This is a genomic window from Endozoicomonas sp. PH6C, from assembly GCF_059322965.1.
Map to the genome: position 1 here is coordinate 2,623,667 of NZ_CP185342.1, position 17,927 is coordinate 2,641,593.

The following is a 17,927-nucleotide window of genomic DNA, read 5'->3' on the forward strand; positions in this document are numbered from 1 at the left end:
GGCGGCTTTTTACATCCTTCTGCGTTCCAACGCTGGTTGCGTAGCTAAGGCTACGCGCCCGTCGTTGCGCCTTGAAGGATGAAAAAATCCACTCGCGATAATATGTGAAACCAACTGGCCAGGTACTTATTTATCCTGTTGCGTGCTTCAGGCTGAACTTTACAAAAAAATTATTGTCAATAGAAAGAGATTTGTTTATTCGTCAGCGATTGAATCATGGATGAATATCAATAACGGAGGGAAGTCTTGATGTTTCCTGCTCATTCTGGCCGTTCAGAGGGTCAAATCCCGAAAACTGATCCAAATCGGGATGCTGGCGCCGACAGTTCATCCAAGGGGATTAGCAGTTTATCTAAAAGGCATTCCAGTGATCCTTATCCCTGTGGCGTTGCGACCAGCGAAACTCCCCTGACCAAGCGTCACTGCCGTCCATCTGTTGCAGATCAGACTGCTGGCTACTCGCCTCAGAATCGGGAACAACTCGGGGGCAAGGGGATGTTTTTGTGGCGCATGAAAAAGGCTGGTCTGTCTGTTCCGCCTTTCGAATGTGTGACTGCTCAAGTCATGAATACGCTTGAACAACACCCTCTGGATAGCCATCTTTTAGACCGCTATTTTCCCGGGATTGTCCATGAGTGGGACACAGGGAACAGCCTGAGGAACATTCGTGACTACCTCAATACCTTGCCGCCTTCAGAGCAAACCAAAAGGGATGACTGGCTGTCGGGTCTGGCAGAATTTATTGCCAGTAATGATTATTACCAACAGGTTAAAGATTCTGAAGCGGCTCGACAAATAGCTGGTTTGCGCCGTCAGCTGGGTGTACTCCTTGCATCACAAGCGGTTATTGTCCGCAGCTCTGGCATCAATGAGGATAATTACGGCGATGCCCAGGCGGGCAAATACCTCTCTTTGGTTCAGGGAGAAGAAGATATTTTGCGAACCTGTCTCAAGGTCATGGCTTCAGCTTACCGGCCTGAAATCTGTCCCGAAGGCATACCGCAACCCATGGCGCTCATTATCCAACAGTGCATTGATTGTCGATATGGCGGAGTCGCCATGAGTTTTCAATCCTTTCAGGATGATACCGTCAGGATTGAGTACACACGGGGTCAGCCCAGAGGCGCAGTGGCAGGGCAGTCCGGAAACAGGCCCCACCGTATTGATATTTATCGCGAGGATCGTGAAGAAGAAGCTGCCAGCTCTCAATACTTTCCGGGGACGATCTCAAGTCGCTTCATCCTGCAAAAGAACGATAACGGCTATTCGGAAACAAGAATTGATAATGCCGATGCCCAGTCAGGCGACGTTGGACAACAACTCAGTGATGACACGGTTTCGACACTCATGGAGTGGCTGACAGAGCTGGAAAACTTATTACTCTGCCCTGTGGATGTGGAGTTTGCTATTGATCATCAGGGGTGTCTGTTCCTTTTGCAGGTGCGCCCTGTTACCCGCCTCTCTGGTGGCATGGATTTTGTCATGTCCATACCCGAAGAGACCCTGGCCATTGGCGAGGGCGTCAGCGAAGGCTTCTGCACCGGTCCACTCTGGTTGGCCAGTCAGCCAGAGGCAGGCTCTATGCCAGAGGGAGCCATTGTCGTGGCCCACCATGCTGAAGACTGGATGCTTGGGCCTGAGTTTCTGAAGAGGGTTGGTGGTTTTGTCATTGCTGAGGGAGGATTCAATGATCACGTAGCAATCTTCATGAAACAGGCAGAAATAGCTTTGATGCTGGCCGGTGGCCAGTTTACGGCAGTGGTCGCTCAGGTTGGGCAACAGGCGACGCTGGCCTGCGCCCGCTTTAACGAAAAACCCGGAGCCTTTATTGTTGCCGGTGACCTTAGCGGAAAACTGGCCAGTTGCAGAAGCCTGTCCTCTGCATTTTCTGATTTATCGTTGGCAAAGGCCGTCCCGTCACGGGATGATTTGTCCCCCCCTGAAGGCACATTCCTTCAGGTTGCCGACGGTTTTCAATGGCTCACAGATCAGAATGCCCGTCTGTTGGCAATGTTTGCCTCCTGCGGCGGACTGGATTGTCTGGCAAATCCGGTAAAACTGAGCATGTCTCGACAACGATCCGGGATACTGGCAAAGATCAGAGACAGTGTAAACAGGCTGGTTCATGGCGCTGAGGCAATGCTGGAAGGGTACCGGGCATTCCTGCTGCTGGCGGGAAACAGCAGTTCATCAGAGGTTCAGTTATTGCAGGATGAAGTACCACTATTAAGCAACCGGTTCAAGACACTGAAACAGACCATCCAATCATTGCTGGAGGCTATCATCCTGCCCCAGGATGACGATGAAGAACGGCAGTTATCGTTTCGTGATTGGCTGTCAGCTTGCCAACAACTGCAATCTTGTCTTCAAGCACTCAATCCCAGGGAGGCTGAGCAGTTCCGAAGTGTTCATGAAGTGATTTTTGCGCTGCATCTGCGCTTTATAAAAGCACTGGCACCGATCACTCTGGACTCGGGTCAGGGCCGGTTATCCAGGGATAAGCGAATCACCTATGTTGATTACACGACCCAGGGTAATCCTGATGAAAATGCGTCGCTATTGAGTCCAACCGGTAAAGCCATTATGAATGAATTAGAGCTTTCAGGGACTGTTGTCATTATGGATGATGCCTTGTTGGTTAATCTGGGATTAGGCGTTCATGTCAGCCTTGTCGAATTATTTGAAAACGCAGAGGGTGGGAAAGGACGAACCTTGCGGCTGAAATTTTCTGACCAATTCGATAGACCTGGTGGCTTATATAAATCCGGCAAGTTACAGCGGGTCTGGTTTCTGACACAGTTTCTGAAGGCCATCGAACTGGATGAAAATGCTGATCCCATGAGGCTCAGTTACAATGCGGTAGCGCGTGAAGTTATTGTCGAATGTACGCAAATGCAATCACCTCAAGCTATGCAGTATGCCTTTGAAAAGCTGATGGTTGTTTTAGATTCTATGACTGATCTTGATATTCTCTTTGATTACGAAGACATTTTTGAAGAACCTCATTGGGATTTTAACTTGCTTGCACAACGTCTTAATCCCGTTGCTGCGACAGAAGCTGATAGATTCACCTTTCAACATTGCCTTTTTTCAATGTTTTATAAGAACGATTATTGGATGAGTCCCGCTTGTTGCCAGTTACTCAGTAACGATCTTAAACAGTTTGTTCATCATACTGAGCGATTAGGGGAGTGTCGGTCTTTAGTCTATTCAGGGAAAAAACCGGAGGCGAGTCTGAAGGAAATATTTATGAGTGATGACATGAATGAGAGCATGCGCAGGGAACTCTTACATCATTTTTTATTGCTAGATCCCTATTACTCTGTTGGCCCGGTTGAGGATTTTTATCACCATTTGAGAGGCCAATACTTTATTATCAAGCCATCACACACTTACACGCTGACGTTTGTTGTTCCACCGTTTCAGTCGCTTTCGGATATTAAAGAAAAGGTCAGGCAAGCTTTGCTGAAAGATGGGCTGGAATATGCCAGCCAACGGGTTCGAAATGATAAAGACCTTGTATTAGAAGCCATTGCAGTACATCCATTTAACCTGAAATATGTAGGTGCAGAACTGAAGAGTGATAAAGATGTCATCGTAGCCGCAGTTACTCAGAAGAGCTATTGTATGAGCTGCGTCAGCCCGGAACTCCCAAATTATGATGAGGTGGTGATAGCGGCTATCGCAAAGCGTCCAGCAGTTGTGAGGTATGCCAGTGAGAAAATCCGAAGTGATAAAAACATTATTCAAAGTGTCATTACTCATAATATTGATTACCTGGCATATGCCAGTAATACGGTGTTGAATAATTACCATTCTATGCTCGATTTTATTGAACAAAATCCACGTGCTTTTGAATTTGCTGCTCCCGGGCTTAAACTTAATAAGGCTTTTATCGAGGCAGCAAAACAAAGAAATCCCGCAGTTATTCAATACACCAGAGAGCTTTTGGATAAGGTCTGAACGGCTCTGAAAAGTTAGTCAGTGCAAACCCTGTTGCCAGCTTATTGGCATTCTTTTTATTTCGTATTTCAGTCTGACGGGGGGAACTTTATAAAAATATCATTGTCTGAACAGGGTGATACATTGAATTTCTGGCAATTAAATTATGGATGAGTACTTATACCAATCGAACTTTCTAACTCCCTATTGCGCTGAAGATTTGAGCCTTAATCCTGCGTTGGCGATCGTCGCCATAGCTAAGGCTATGACTCCTCACGCCGCCTTGTCTTAAGGCTCAAATCTCCATGCTCATTGCGGGAGTTAGAAAATACGATTGGTATTAGTATGACGAGGATGTCGCGATGTTACCTTTATCTGAAAATTTTGGCAAATTAGATCCCCGAAGCCCGGGCACCTGTTCAAATCAGAACACCGGGGCTGGCAGTCTATCCAACAGCGGTCGCAGTGCAACCAAAAGGCATTTCGATAACCCTGTTCCCTCTGGCGTTTCGATCAGCGAAACCCCTTTAACCAAGCGTCTCTGCCGTCTAGCTGTTTCAGAACAGGCTGCTGGCTGTTCTCCCTCCGAACGGGAACAGTTCGGGGGCAAGGGAATGTTTTTGTTGCGCATGAAAGCAGCCGGTCTGTCTGTTCCGCCCTTCGAATGTGTTAGTGCTCAAGTCATGAATGCGCTTGAACAACACCCTCTGGATGCCCATCTTTTAGAATGCTACTTCCCCGGAATTATTTATGAACCGGAGGTGGGAACCAGCCTGGCGAGCATCAGGAAATACCTCAATGCCCTACCGCCTTCAGAGCAAACCAAAAGGGATGAATGGCTGTCGGGTATGGCGAAATTAATTGCCAGTAATGACTATTACGAACAGATTAAAGATTCTGAAGCGGCCCGACAAATCAGGGCTCTGCGCTCTCAGCTGGGCAAAGTCTCCAAATTACAGCCCGTGATTGTCCGCAGTTCCGGCATCAATGAAGATAATTACGGCGATGCCCAGGCGGGCAAATACCTCTCTTTAGTTCAGGGGGAAGAGGATATTTTGCGAACCTGTCTTAAGGTCATGGCCTCGGGTTACCGGCCTGAAGTCTGTCCCGAAGGCATACCACAACCCATGGCGCTGGTTATCCAACAGTGCATTGATTGCCTATACGGCGGGGTCTTTACGAGCTTTCAATCCTTTCAGGATAAAACCGTCAGGGTTGAGTACACAAAGGGTCAGCCCAAAGGCGTAGTGGCAGGACAATTCGGTAATACGCCCCACCGCATCGATATTTATCGCAAGGAAGGTGCCGAAGACGTTCAATACTACCCTGGGACCATCTCAAGTCACTTCATCCTGTACAAGCACAATAACGGCTATTCGGAAACAAGAATTGATACTGTCGATGCTCAATCAGGCGACGGTGGACTGAAACTCACGGATAAAATGCTTTCAGATATCAGGGACGCGGTGACAGAACTGGAAGACCTGTTGCTCTGCCCCGTGGATGCGGAGTTTGCCATTGATCACCGGGGTCGCGTGTTCCTGTTGCAGGTGCGCCCTGTTACCCGACTCTCTGGCGACATGGATTTCGCCATGCCCATACCGGAAGAGACTATTGCCTCTGGCGAGAGCGTCAGCGAAGGCTACTGTACCGGACCCATCTGGCTGGCCAGTGAACAAAAGGCAGACTCTATGCCAGAGGGTGCCATTGTCGTGGCCCATCATGCTGGAGACTGGATGCTCGAGCCTGAGTTCCTGAAGCAGGCAGGAGGCTTTGTCATCGCCGAAGGAGGATTCAATGATCATGTAGCAATCCTCATGAAACAGGGAGGAAAAACGTTGATGCTGGCCGGTGGGCAGCTTGCGGCAGTGGAAGCTCAGGTTGGGCAACAGGCGACGCTGGCCTGTGCACGCTTTAAAGGTAAGCCCGGAGCCTTTATTGTTGCTGGTGACCTCAGCGAAAAACTGGCCAGTTACAGAAGCCTGACCTCTGTTGTTTCTGAGGTGCCGTTAACCAAAGCCGTTCCGTCACGGCAGGATTTGTCCCCCGCTGAAGGTACATTCGATCAGGTTGCCAGCGGTTTTCAGTGGCTCACAGATCAAAACGCCCGCCTGTTGGCATTTTTTGCCTCAGGCGGCGGACTGGATTGTCTGGCAAACCCGGTAAAACTGAGTATGTCGTCACAACGCTCAAAGTTGCTGGCAGGGACCAGGGACAGTGTAAACCGGCTGATTCATGGGGCTGAAGCATTGCTGAATGGGTACAAGTCATTCCTGCAGCTTGCGAGCGTAAAGGACCCATCCGAAATCGGGCCATGGCTGAATGAATTACCGGAACTGACCAGCCGGTTCAAGACGTTGAAAGAGAAAATCCAATCAGAGTTAGAAATGATGCTCCTTCCCCTGCAAGTCGGTGAAGAAGGTCAGAAATCCATGGGCATTTTTCGACACTGGTTGACGGCGTGTCAGCAACTAAAGTCATCTCTTCAGGCACTCAATCCCAATGCGCCCGAGCAGCTCCGAAGTCTCCATGAACTGATTTTTGCCTTGCATGAGCGCTTCGTCAAGGCACTGGCACCGGTTACCCTGGCATCGGGTCAGGGCAAGATCACCAGGATATGGCCCATCACCTATGTAGATTGCAGGACTCCGGGTGACTCGGCTAAAAAGGTACCGCTATTCACTCACTCCTACAATGCATGCCTCGTAAGATCAGAGTGTGAAGCGACTGTCATCATTATGGATGCTGCTTTGATTGTTAACCTACAACTAGGACATCATGTGGGCCTTATCGAGCTACTTGAAGAAGCAGAAGGCGGGAAAGGACGTACCCTGCGGCTGAAATTTTCTGACCGGTTTGCCACAGCTGATGGCAGTGATGGCTCCGGCAAATTGAAACGTATGTGGTTTCTGATGCAGTTACTGAAAGCGATCAATCTGGACGAACAAGCGGGTCCTATGAAGTTCAGTTGCAATGCCGTAGCGGGTGAAATGATTGTCGAATGCCCCCGAATGAAATCACCTCAAATCATGCAGGAAGCTTTTGTAAAACTGACAGCGGCGTTATCTGTCATTAGAAACCTGGATATGGACTTAAACTCAGCAGCCATTTTTGATGGAGATCAGTGGAGCTTTAACAGCCTTATGCAACGCATTGATAGCGATGTTACGACAGAAGCCCATAGATTTGCCTTTCAACACTGCCTTTTCTTAATGGCTTATTCTGCTCGACATAACATTAATGAGGATTGTTACCGATTATTAATAAAGTTCTTGAACAATCATCAAGAACAGTTTATTCGTCATAGTCGACGTCTTGCTGAATCAATACCCCCCCCTCTGGAAACGTTAATGAGTGATAAGATCCCCGGGGACACCCGCAGGGAACTCTTGCAGCATTTTTTGTTGTTAAAGCCTGATGACGCTGCGCCATTGTTTGAAGAGGTGTATGAGCTGGAAGATCAGTACTTTGTTATCAATCCATCCTGCAGTTGCAGTGTAAATTTCGAGGTTTCACCCATTCAGTTCCTTGGGGCTCAAAGAGAAAATATGAAGAATGTTTTAAGCAGGCAGGGACTGAAATATGCCAGCCAACGGGTTCGCAATGATAAAGATCTTGTATTAGCGACCATTGCCGTACATCCATACAGCCTGAAATATGTGAGTGAAGAACTGAAGTGTGATAAAGAAGTCGTTCTAACCTGTTTTAAAGCGCTCAATTTTTTGAAGACTGAAGAGGTACGCAGTGTCAATCACCTGGTCTCTGACTTGTATAGGTCCGTGACAGAGGCCCGGAGACCGGTTACCAGGGCCTCAGCTCTGAGCATGCTATCCAGAGATGATAAGGTCATATATGTTGATTGCACGACTCCGGGTGGCGCGGGTGAAAAGTCAACGTTATTGAATCGGTCCTGCATAGCAGTCCTTGGAGAATCAGGACTTTTTGAAGGAACTGTTACCAGTATGGACGATACTTTGATTGTTAACTTTAAGATAACCGATCTTGTAGGCGTTATCGAGCTACTTAAAAACGAAGAAGAGGCAAAAGGATGTACCTTGCGGTTGAAAATTTCTGACAATTTTTCCTACTCTGATGGTAGTGATGCACCTGGCAAGTTAAAACGTATGTGGTTTCTTGTGCAGTTACTGAAAGCGATAGAGCTGGATAAAAATGCTGCCAGCATGAAGCCTGGTTGCAACGTCGCAGCGGCTGAAGTGATCGTCGAATGCCCGCAAATAACATCAACTCAAGTCATGCAGGGTGCCTTTGTGAAACTGATAAGGGCATTAGAGGCTGTTAGATCTTTGGATATGTTTTTAGGCCCAAGACCTGTTTTTGAAGGGGAGCAGTGGAGCTTTAACATGCTTGCGCAACGCCTTGATAGCGATGTTGCTGCAGAAGCCAATAAATTTGCCTTTCAACATTGCCTTTTCTTAATGGCTGAACGTTACCGATATGCCATTGATCTCAGTTGCTACTTGTTATTAAGCAGTCATCAACAACAGTTTATTGATAATGGTCATCGGTTGTTTAAATTGGAGGGTAATCCTGGCGACGTATTAATGAGAAATGAACTCCCTGAGGACACCCGCAGGGAGCTACTGCATCATTTTTTATTGTCAGATCCCGGTGAGGCTAATCGATGGATTGATCTTGTGTATCCTCATTTGAAAGATCATTACTTTGTTATCAAGCTATCCTGCAGTTACAGCCTGAAGTTTGATTTTTTACCGGTTCAGGCGCTTGGTAATCATAAAGAAAGGGTCAGGAATATCTTGCACAGGGATGGACTGGAATGTGCCAGCCAAAGGATTCGCAATGATAAAGACCTTGTGATAGAAGCCCTTGCAATACATCCACATAGCCTGGAATATGTAAGTGAGGAGCTGAAGAGTGTTGCTGAGGTCGTCATGCATGCAGTCACTAAAGATGGTTATTATCTGCAATATGCCAGCCCGACACTTCAGGATGATGAGAAGGTTGTCATAGCCGCTGTTACAAATTCTTCAGGCGCTCTGAAATTTGCCAGTGAAAGAATTCGAAGCGATAAAAACATTATTAAAACCTTGATAGCTATCAACATTAATAACCTGATATACGTCAATAAAACGATATTGGAGGATCCTGAGTATATGCTGGACTTAATTGCAAAGGATTCTGCTGCTTTTATTTTTGTTGCTCCCGAGCTTAAACAGAATGAGGCTTTTATTGAGGCAGCAAAAAACAGAAACCCCGAAGTGAGTCAACACCTCGCCTTACGCAACGCATATCTCCGGTAAGGATGATATAACCCGGTCTGGTGGTTTCTGGTTTGCAGTGTGTCGTTTAAGCAGACGGCGGCACGGATACTGCCCTGAGAGCGGGTCAGAAGCCTGAGTGATATAATCAGGCATTTAAGTCTTAAGGCTACGAAATATGTTAAAGGTAAAACAGTCAGGAAGCATGATCGCGGGCATCTTGCTTCTGTTTGCAACTCAGGTTTTTGCCTGGTCTCATGTCCGTATCGTTAATAAAACTGACCTCGAGGTATATGGTGAAATCAAATACATTGGCGGATCCGCTTGGGAATGTGAGACACAAACCTATGCACTCGCTTCCTGGGGGGCATTTACTGCACCTTCTCGAGGCGCATGTCTGGTACACGAAATTACCGTCAGTGCCTATGACCTTGGCAATGGTACTCCCTATAAGTCATCGATAGGAACTGCCTATGTCCAATTTATAGTAGTCAAGAGCGACGACGGACAGCCTATGGTGACTCGCCCTTAAGAGAGTTAACGCGTTTGTTCCGACAACGCTAAACAGTGCCAACTGTGTTGACAGCTCATTGTTGTTTGACCTTTTGTCTGGTTCAGCCTGAGTGCTGAACTTTATAAAAAAATTATTGTCAAATGTGAGATAGGTGATTTTTTAGGCGTTAGCCATTGAATTATGGATAAATATTAATATGAGAGGGATATCTTGATGTTGCCTGAAACTTTTGATCCTCAAATATCGAAGACGAACCCAGGGCAGAATACCGGGGCTGGTAGTTCATCCAGCGGGGCTGGTAGTTGCCTCAAAAGGTATTTCAGTCATCTTGATCTCAGTGACGTTCCCGACCCAACGTGGCTAAACAAGCGCACCTGCTGTTCCCCTGTTTCAGGCCAGGCTGCTGACTGTTCTGCCGCCAGCCGGAAACAACTTGGTGGCAAGGGAATGTATTTGCAGCGCATGAAGAAAGCCGGTCTGTCTGTGCCACCGTTCGAATGTGTTACTGCTCAAGTCATGAGTGCTCTTGAACAACAGCCTCTGGATAACCTTGACCGCTATCTCCCCGGGATTGACCGTGAACTGAAGGCAGAGACCTGTCTCAAGAACATCCGTGAACACCTCAATGCCTTGCCGCCTTCAGAGCAAAGCAAAAGGGATAACTGGCTGCTGGGTCTGGCGCAATTTGTTGCCAGTGATGACTATTACGAACAGGTTAAAGATTCTGAAGCGGCCCGACACATCAGGACTCTTCGCCATCAGCTGGACAAACTCTCCAGATCACAACCTGTTATTGTCCGCAGTTCCGGCATCAACGAAGATAACTACGGCGATGCCCAGGCGGGCAAATACCTCTCGGAAGTTCAGGGAGAAGAGGATGTATTGCGCACCTGCCTAAAGGTCATGGCCTCAGGTTACCGGGCTGAAGTCTGTTCCGAAGGCATACCACAACCCATGGCACTGATCATCCAACAGTGCATTGATTGCCGATACGGCGGTGTCGTCATGAGCTTTCAATCTTTTCAGGAAGATACCATCAGGGTTGAGTACACACGTGGTCAGCCCAGAGGCGCAGTGGCAGGGCAGTCCGGTAACCGGCCCCATCGCATTGATATTTATCGCGAAGATCACAAAGAAGAAGCTCACAGCTATCAGTACTTTCCCGGAACAATCTCCAGTCACTTTGTCTTGCATAAGAATAATAACGGCTATTCGGAAACAATCATTGCTAATGCCGATGCTCAATCAGACGACAGTGGACAGGAACTTACTGATAAAATGGTTTCAGATCTCAGGGATGCGGTGACAAAACTGGAAGACCTTTTGCTCTGCCCCGTGGATGTGGAGTTTGCTATCGATCATCAGGATCGTCTGTTCCTGTTGCAGGTGCGCCCTGTTACCCGACTCTCCGGCGACATGGTTTTTGCCATGCCCATACCCGAAGAGACTCTGGCCATTGGCGAGGGCATCAGTGAAGGCTTCTGCACCGGGCCACTCTGGTTGGCTAAAAAAACACAGGCAGACTCTATGCCAAAGGGCGCTATTGTCGTCGCCCGGCAGGCAGAAGACTGGATGCTTGAGCCCGGCTTGCTGAAACGGGCAGGAGGTTTTGTGCTGGCCGAAGCCGGATTCAATGATCATGTAGCGATCCTCATGAAACAGGAAAAAATAGCCTTGATGCGGGCCGGTGATGAGTATGCGGCTGTGATCGCTCAGGATGGCCAACAGGCGACACTGGCCTGCGCTCGCTTTAACGGTGAGCCCGGCGCCTTTATTGTTGTCGGTGACCTTGCCGGAAAACTGGCCAGTCACAGAAATTTATCCTCTGCCTTCTCTGATGTGCTGCCGGGTAAAGCCGTCCCGTCGCGGGCTGATTTGTCTCCCTCTGAAGATACACTTTGTCAGGTCGCCAGCGGTTTTCAATGGCTCACGGATCAAAATGCTCGCCTGCTGGCATTTTTTGCCTCCGGCGGCGGACTGGATTGTCTGGCAAACCCCATAAAACTAAGCATGTCGCCGCAACGATCAGAGTTACTGGCAGACGCCAGAGAGAACATAAGCCGACTGATTTATGGAGCTGAAAAGCTGTTGCAGGGTTATGAGGCATTCCTGCGGCTGGCGGGCGACAGTAGTTCATCCCGGGTTGAGCCATTGCTGGATGAATTTCTGCACCTGTCCAACCGCTTTGAGACGCTGAAACAGACCATCCTATCTGGCTTGAAGAGTATCATTATGCCAATGCAAGCTGCTGAAGACGGGCAGCTATCTCCGGTAATGTTTCGTCATTGGCTGGCAGACTGCGATCAGCTGCAATCCTATCTTCAAGCTCTCAACCCCTGGAGGGCTGAGCAGGTACAGAGTGTCCATGAACTGATTTTTGCTGTACATCAGCGCTTCGTAAATGCGCTTGCACCGATCACTCTTGCCTCGAGTCAGGGCAGGGTCTCTCGGGAAAAGCGCATCACCTACATTGATCACAGGACTCCGAGTGAAACGGCACCGCTACTGAGTCCAGCCTGCAAAGCATCCCTCGAAGGATTATTGTTTCGTAAAGCGATTGTCGTCTGTATGGATGAAGCCTTGATTGTTAACCTGAAGTTAGGCACTCATGTGAGTCTTATCGAGCTACTTGATCGTGCAGAGGGGGGGAAAGGACGAACCCTGCGGCTGAAATTTTCTGACTCTTTTGACAGTGATGATGGCAGTGATTCACCCGGCAAATTAAAACGTATGTGGTTTCTGGTGGAGTTACTGAAAGCGTTCGAACTCAATAAAAATGCGGGTAGCATGAAGACAAGTTGTAACGCTGTAGCGGGTGAAATTATCGTTGAATGCACTCGCATGAGATCACGTGAAAACATGCAGGAGGCCTTTGTAAAACTGACCAAGGCATTATATTCATTAGTTAGTCTGGATCAATACTTAAGTCGGATAACTCTGTTTGAAGGAGGTCGGTGGAGCTTTAACTGGCTTGCGCAGCGCCTTGACAGCGATGCTTCGGCAGAAGCTAATAGATTCGCCTTTCAGCATTGCCTTTTCTCAATGGTTAATAGTGTCCGAGATGGCATTGCTCCAGAGTGTTACCCGTTATTAAGCAAGCATCAACAAGAGTTCATGGATCAAGGTCGATGTCTGGTCAAATCGAAGGACAATGTTTGGGAACTATTAATGAGTGATCAGGTCTCTGAAGATATCTTAAGGGAGCTATTACATCATTTTTTATTGTCATATCCTGGTAACGCCAGTCAATGGGTTGAGCTTTTGTATCCTCATCTTAAAGATCAATACTACATTATCAAACGTTCCTATAGTTACAGTCTGGAGTTTGATGTGCCACCGATGCCGTTGCTCAGGGGGCAAAAAGAAAGGGTCAGGAGTTTCTTGCTCAAGCATGGCATAAAATGTGCCAGCCAACGAATTCGAAATGACAAAGACCTTATGTTAGCGGCTCTTGCAATACATCCGTATAGCCTGAAATATGTCAGTGAAAAGCTGAGGAGTGATAAACAGGTCGTCCTCACTGCAGTCAGCGGAGATGGTTGTAGCCTGCAATACGCCAGCACCAAACTGCGGGATAATGAAGAGGTTGTCAAAGCCGCTATCAAACATGATTCAGCAGCCCTGGAATATGCCAGTGACAGAATTCGAAGCGATAAAAAAACATTATCAAAGCCTTAATGGCTGTCAGTTTTGATAACTTAAGATATGTCAGTAAAGCGGTGTTGAAGGATCGTACAGGTTGAACTTTATAAAAAAATTATTGTCAAAAGATTAATTGATGTTTTTTCTAGCAGCCTGTCGGACTTAAGCGTCCGTAGCGAGGATTGCAAGAAATTGAGGATAAAAATCTCTGTTTCTGAGGAGAATAGCGAGCTATTTGACGAAGAAACAGGGATTTTTAGACCAATTTATTGCAACCGCAGTAGGACAGTCTTAAGTCCGACAGGCTGCTAGATGAATCATGGATGAATATTAACATGGGAGGGATATCTTGATGTTACCTGCTAATTCTCATATGTCAGCGCTTCGGAGTCCAACAACGAATCCAGATGAGATTACCGGGACTGGTAGTTCATCCGGCAGGGTTGGTAGTTTATACGGCAGGGCTGTTAATTACCTCAAAAGTTATTTCAGTTATCCTGATAGCACTTCCATTCCAGACCCGACGTGCCTTGGCAAACGCACCTGCTGTTCATCTGTTTCAGATCAGGCTGATGACTATTCTCCCCCCATCCGGCATCAGCTTGGGGGTAAGGGACTGTTTTTGCAACGCATGAAGGAAGCTGGTCTGCGTGTTCCAGCGTTCAGATGTGTGACAACTCAGCTCGTTCATGCGCTTGAACAACACCCTCTGGATCCTCACTCTTTAACTCGCTATCTTCCCGATATCGCCTGTGAGCCGGGTGTGCACAGCAGCCTGACGCTCATCAGGGAATACCTCAATACTCTGCCACCTTCAGAACCCGTCAAAAGAGCCGGGGTGCTGACGGGGCTGGCGGAATTTATTGCCAGTGATGACTTTTATCAGCAGGTTAAAGAGTCTGAAGCGGCCCAACAAATCACAGACCTGCGTCGTCAGCTGGACAATCTCTCTTTATCACAACCGATTATTGTCCGCAGTTCTGGCGTCAACGAAGATAATTACGGCGATGCCCAGGCAGGCAAATACCTCTCTTTGGTTCAGGAAGAAGACGATGTTTTGCGTACCTGTCTGAAAGTCATGGCTTCAGGCTACCGCCCTGAAGTCTGCCCCGAAGGCATACCACAACCCATGGCTCTGATCATCCAGGAGTGTATTGACTGCCAATACGGCGGTGTCGTCATGAGCTTTCAATCTTTTCAGGATGGAACCATCAGGGTTGAGTTTACTCAGGGTCAGCCCAGAGGTGTGGTTGCGGGGCAGTCCGGTAACACGCCTCACCGTATCGATATTTCTCATGAGGAAGGCCCTGACAGCTATCAATATTTTCCCGGTACGATTTCAAGTCACTTTGTCCTGAACAAAAACAATCATGGTTATTCAGAAACAAGAATTGATAATGTCGGTGCCCAGCCAGACGACGGTGAACAGTTACTTGGTGATCAAACGGTCTCAGATCTCAGAGAGATGGCGATAACGCTGGAAAACCTGTTGTTCTGCCCCGTGGATGCCGAGTTTGCCATCAATCGTAAGTGGCAGCTGTTCCCGGTGCAGGTGCGCCCTGTTACCCGACTCTCTGGTGGCATGGATTTTGCCCTGCCCATACCCGAAGAGACCATTGCCACAGGTGCCGGTGTCAGTGAAGGCTTTTGCACCGGAACGCTCTGGCTGGCCAGACGACAAAAGGCAGACTCTATGCCAGAGGGTGCCATTGTCGTGGCCCCACACGCTGAAGACTGGATGCTTGAGCCTGGGTTCCTGAAGCGGGTTGGTGGTTTTGTCATTGCCAAAGGAGGATTCAATGATCATTTTGCGATCCTTATGAAACAAGAACAAAAAGCGTTGATGCTGGCCGGTGGGCAGCTTGCGGCAGTGGAAGCTCAGGTTGGGCAACAGGCGACGCTGGCCTGTGCCCGCTTTAACGATAAGCCCGGTGCCTTTATTGTTGCCGGTGACCTTACCGGAACATTGGCCAGGCACAAAAGCCTGTCCTCAGCTGTTTCTGATGTGCCGCTAGCCAAAGCCGTCCCCTCACGGAATGATTTGTCCTTTCCTGAAGGTACATTCCTTCAGGTTGCCAGCAGTTTCAAATGGCTCACGGATCAAAATGCCCGCCTGCTGGCATTTTTTGCCCCCGGTGGCGGACTGGATGGTTTGACAAACCCGCTAAAACTCAGCATGTCGCCACAACGATCCAGGATACTGGCAGAGACTAAAGTCAGCGTAAATCGGCTGGTTTATGGGGCCGAAGCCTTGTTGCAGGGTTACTGGGCCTTCTTACAGCTGTCGGGTGAGAAAGGTTCGCCCGAGGTTCAGTTATTGCGGGATGAATTGCAGCAACTGATCAGCCGGTTCGAGACCTTGCAAAAGACTATCCAATCAGGGCTGGAGAGTGTCATTCTGCCCATGCAAGCCGCTGAAGAAGGGTGGCCATTCCCCGGTATCTTTCGTCAATGGCTGGCCGATTGCCATAAGCTACAATCCGATCTTCAGGCGCTCAACCCCAGCGCAGCTGAGCAGGTCCTAAGTGTCCATGAGCTGATTTTTACCCTGCATCAGCGCTTTGTAGAGGCACTGGCACCGGTCACTTTGGCTTCGGGGCAGGGCATGATATCTACAGAAAAGAAAATCACCTATGTCGATTGCACGACTCCGGGCGGCTCAGGTGGAAAGGTGCCGTTATTGAGGCAGTCCGGCAAAGCATTGATTGAACAATCAAGGCACCCGGTAACTGTCGTCAGTCTGGATGATGCCTTGTTGGTTAACCTGGAGCTTGGGCATCATTTAGGCCTTATTGAGGCACTTGAATGCGCAGAAGGAGGGAAAGAAAGAACCTTGCGGCTTAGGTTTACAGACCGGTTTCGGAGCCCTGATGGCTATCAGGAACCCGGCAAGTTGAAGCGTATGTGGTTTCTGGCGCGGTTGCTGAAGGCAATTGAACTGGATAAAGAGGCAGATGGTATGAAGATCAGTGTCAATCCTGCAGTGGGTGAAATGATTGTTGAATGCTCTCGAATGTCATCACGTAAAATCCTGCAGCAGGCTTTTGAAAAACTGATAATGGCATTGTATTCAACCTATAGTCTGGATCTGTACATACGTAATATAGCCCTTTTTGAAGGAGATCAGTGGAGCTTTAATTTGCTTGCACAACGCCTTGATAGCGATGTTGTGACAGAAGCCGATCGATTCGCCTTTCAACAATGCTTAATTCAACATGGCTTATGCTCACTACATTACTCCGTTGCGATCGGTATTTCAGATGCTTGCTACTCGTTCTTAAGCGACCATCAACAGCAGTTTGTTTATCATAGTCGGCGGTTCTTTCTATCGGAGAAGAATTTTTCGGAAGTGTTAATGAGTGATGAGGTGGATGAGGACACCCGCAGGGAGGTACTGCATCATTTTTTATGGCTCAATCCCGATGAGGCGACTCCATTGTTTGAGCTTGTCTATCCTCGTTTGAGAGGCCAATACTATATTATTAAGCCATCATGGGATTACACGCTGATGTTTGATGTGCCACCGGGGCAGCCGCTTCCCGATCACAAAGAAAAGGTCAGGAACGTTGTGGTGAAGGAAGGGCTGACATATGCCAGCCAGCAGGTTCGAAATGATAAAAGCCTTGTATTAGCGACCCTTGCAAGACATCCAGATAACCTGAAATATGCGAGTGAAAAACTCAAGAGTGATAAAGTGGTCGTCATGGCTGCAGTCACTCAAAATGGCTTTTGTCTGAAATATGCCAGCCCGAAACTTCAGGATAATTATGAAATTGTCATGGCTGCAGTCACTATTCATGGCAGTTATCTGGAATTTGCCAGCCCGAGACTTCGGGATAATTATGAAATTGTCATGGCTGCAGTCACTCAAAATGGCTTTTCTCTGAAATATGCCAGCCCGAAACTTCAGGATAATTATGAAATTGTCATGGCTGCAGTCACTATTCATGGCAGTTATCTGGAATTTGCCAGCCCGAGACTTCGGGATAATTATGAAATTGTCATGGTTGCAATCAAACGGGATGGTATACATCTCAAATATGCCAGCCCGAGACTTCGGGATAATGAAGAGATAGTCAGGGCTGCAGTCGCAGTTTATTCAGGACCTGTGTCTTATGCCAGTGAAAGAATCCGAAGCGATAAAAACATTATTAAAAACCTGATAGCCGTTAATATTGAAATTCTACGAAATGTCAGGAAAACATTATTGAATGATCGGGAGTGTATGCTGGACTTAATTGAACAGGACTCTTTTGCTTTTTTGTATGCGTCTGATGAGCTTAAACAATATAAGGCTTTTATTGAGGCAGCAAAAAAAAGAAACCCCGAAGTGATTCGACACCTCAAGTAATCTCCGAACAAGGTTTCATTTATTCTGACAACGCTAAGTACTCAACCATACGAAATCATATTTTCTGACTCATTGTTCAGGCACTCTGACTGCGTTGCAACTCTGGTCACATAGCTTGCTATGTTCCCGTCGTTGCGCCTTGCAGAGCACCTGCCCAATAAGCCAGAAATATTCGATTCCGTATGGCTGAGTACTTAAACAGTGCCAACTGTGTTGACAGCTCATTGTTGTTCCCCCTATT

At 47.8% G+C, this 17,927-nt stretch carries 5 protein-coding genes; all 5 read left to right on the forward strand.

Annotation, left to right across the window (positions count from 1 at the left end; translation table 11 throughout):
* Positions 1-249: 249 nt before the first annotated feature.
* The 5 genes from ACOMG9_RS09935 (at position 250) to ACOMG9_RS09955 (ending at position 17,686) form a co-directional block, all read left to right on the forward strand.
* The gene (locus ACOMG9_RS09935; RefSeq protein ID WP_494530198.1) at positions 250-3,963 is read left to right on the forward strand and encodes a PEP/pyruvate-binding domain-containing protein; all 3,714 of its coding nucleotides are present in this window, start codon (positions 250-252) and stop codon (positions 3,961-3,963) included.
* Between the two features lie 341 nt (positions 3,964-4,304).
* The gene (locus ACOMG9_RS09940) at positions 4,305-9,221 is read left to right on the forward strand and encodes a DUF4116 domain-containing protein (RefSeq protein ID WP_494530199.1); all 4,917 of its coding nucleotides are present in this window, start codon (positions 4,305-4,307) and stop codon (positions 9,219-9,221) included.
* A gap of 163 nt (positions 9,222-9,384) precedes the next feature.
* Complete coding sequence (locus tag ACOMG9_RS09945) at positions 9,385-9,711, forward strand: hypothetical protein (protein ID WP_448216771.1); 327 nt, start codon at positions 9,385-9,387, stop codon at positions 9,709-9,711.
* 195 nt (positions 9,712-9,906) lie between these two features.
* Positions 9,907-13,371, forward strand: a complete 3,465-nt coding sequence (locus ACOMG9_RS09950; RefSeq protein ID WP_448216772.1) for a DUF4116 domain-containing protein — start codon at positions 9,907-9,909, stop codon at positions 13,369-13,371.
* 316 nt (positions 13,372-13,687) lie between these two features.
* The gene (locus ACOMG9_RS09955; RefSeq protein WP_494530200.1) at positions 13,688-17,686 is read left to right on the forward strand and encodes a DUF4116 domain-containing protein; all 3,999 of its coding nucleotides are present in this window, start codon (positions 13,688-13,690) and stop codon (positions 17,684-17,686) included.
* Positions 17,687-17,927 lie beyond the last annotated feature (241 nt).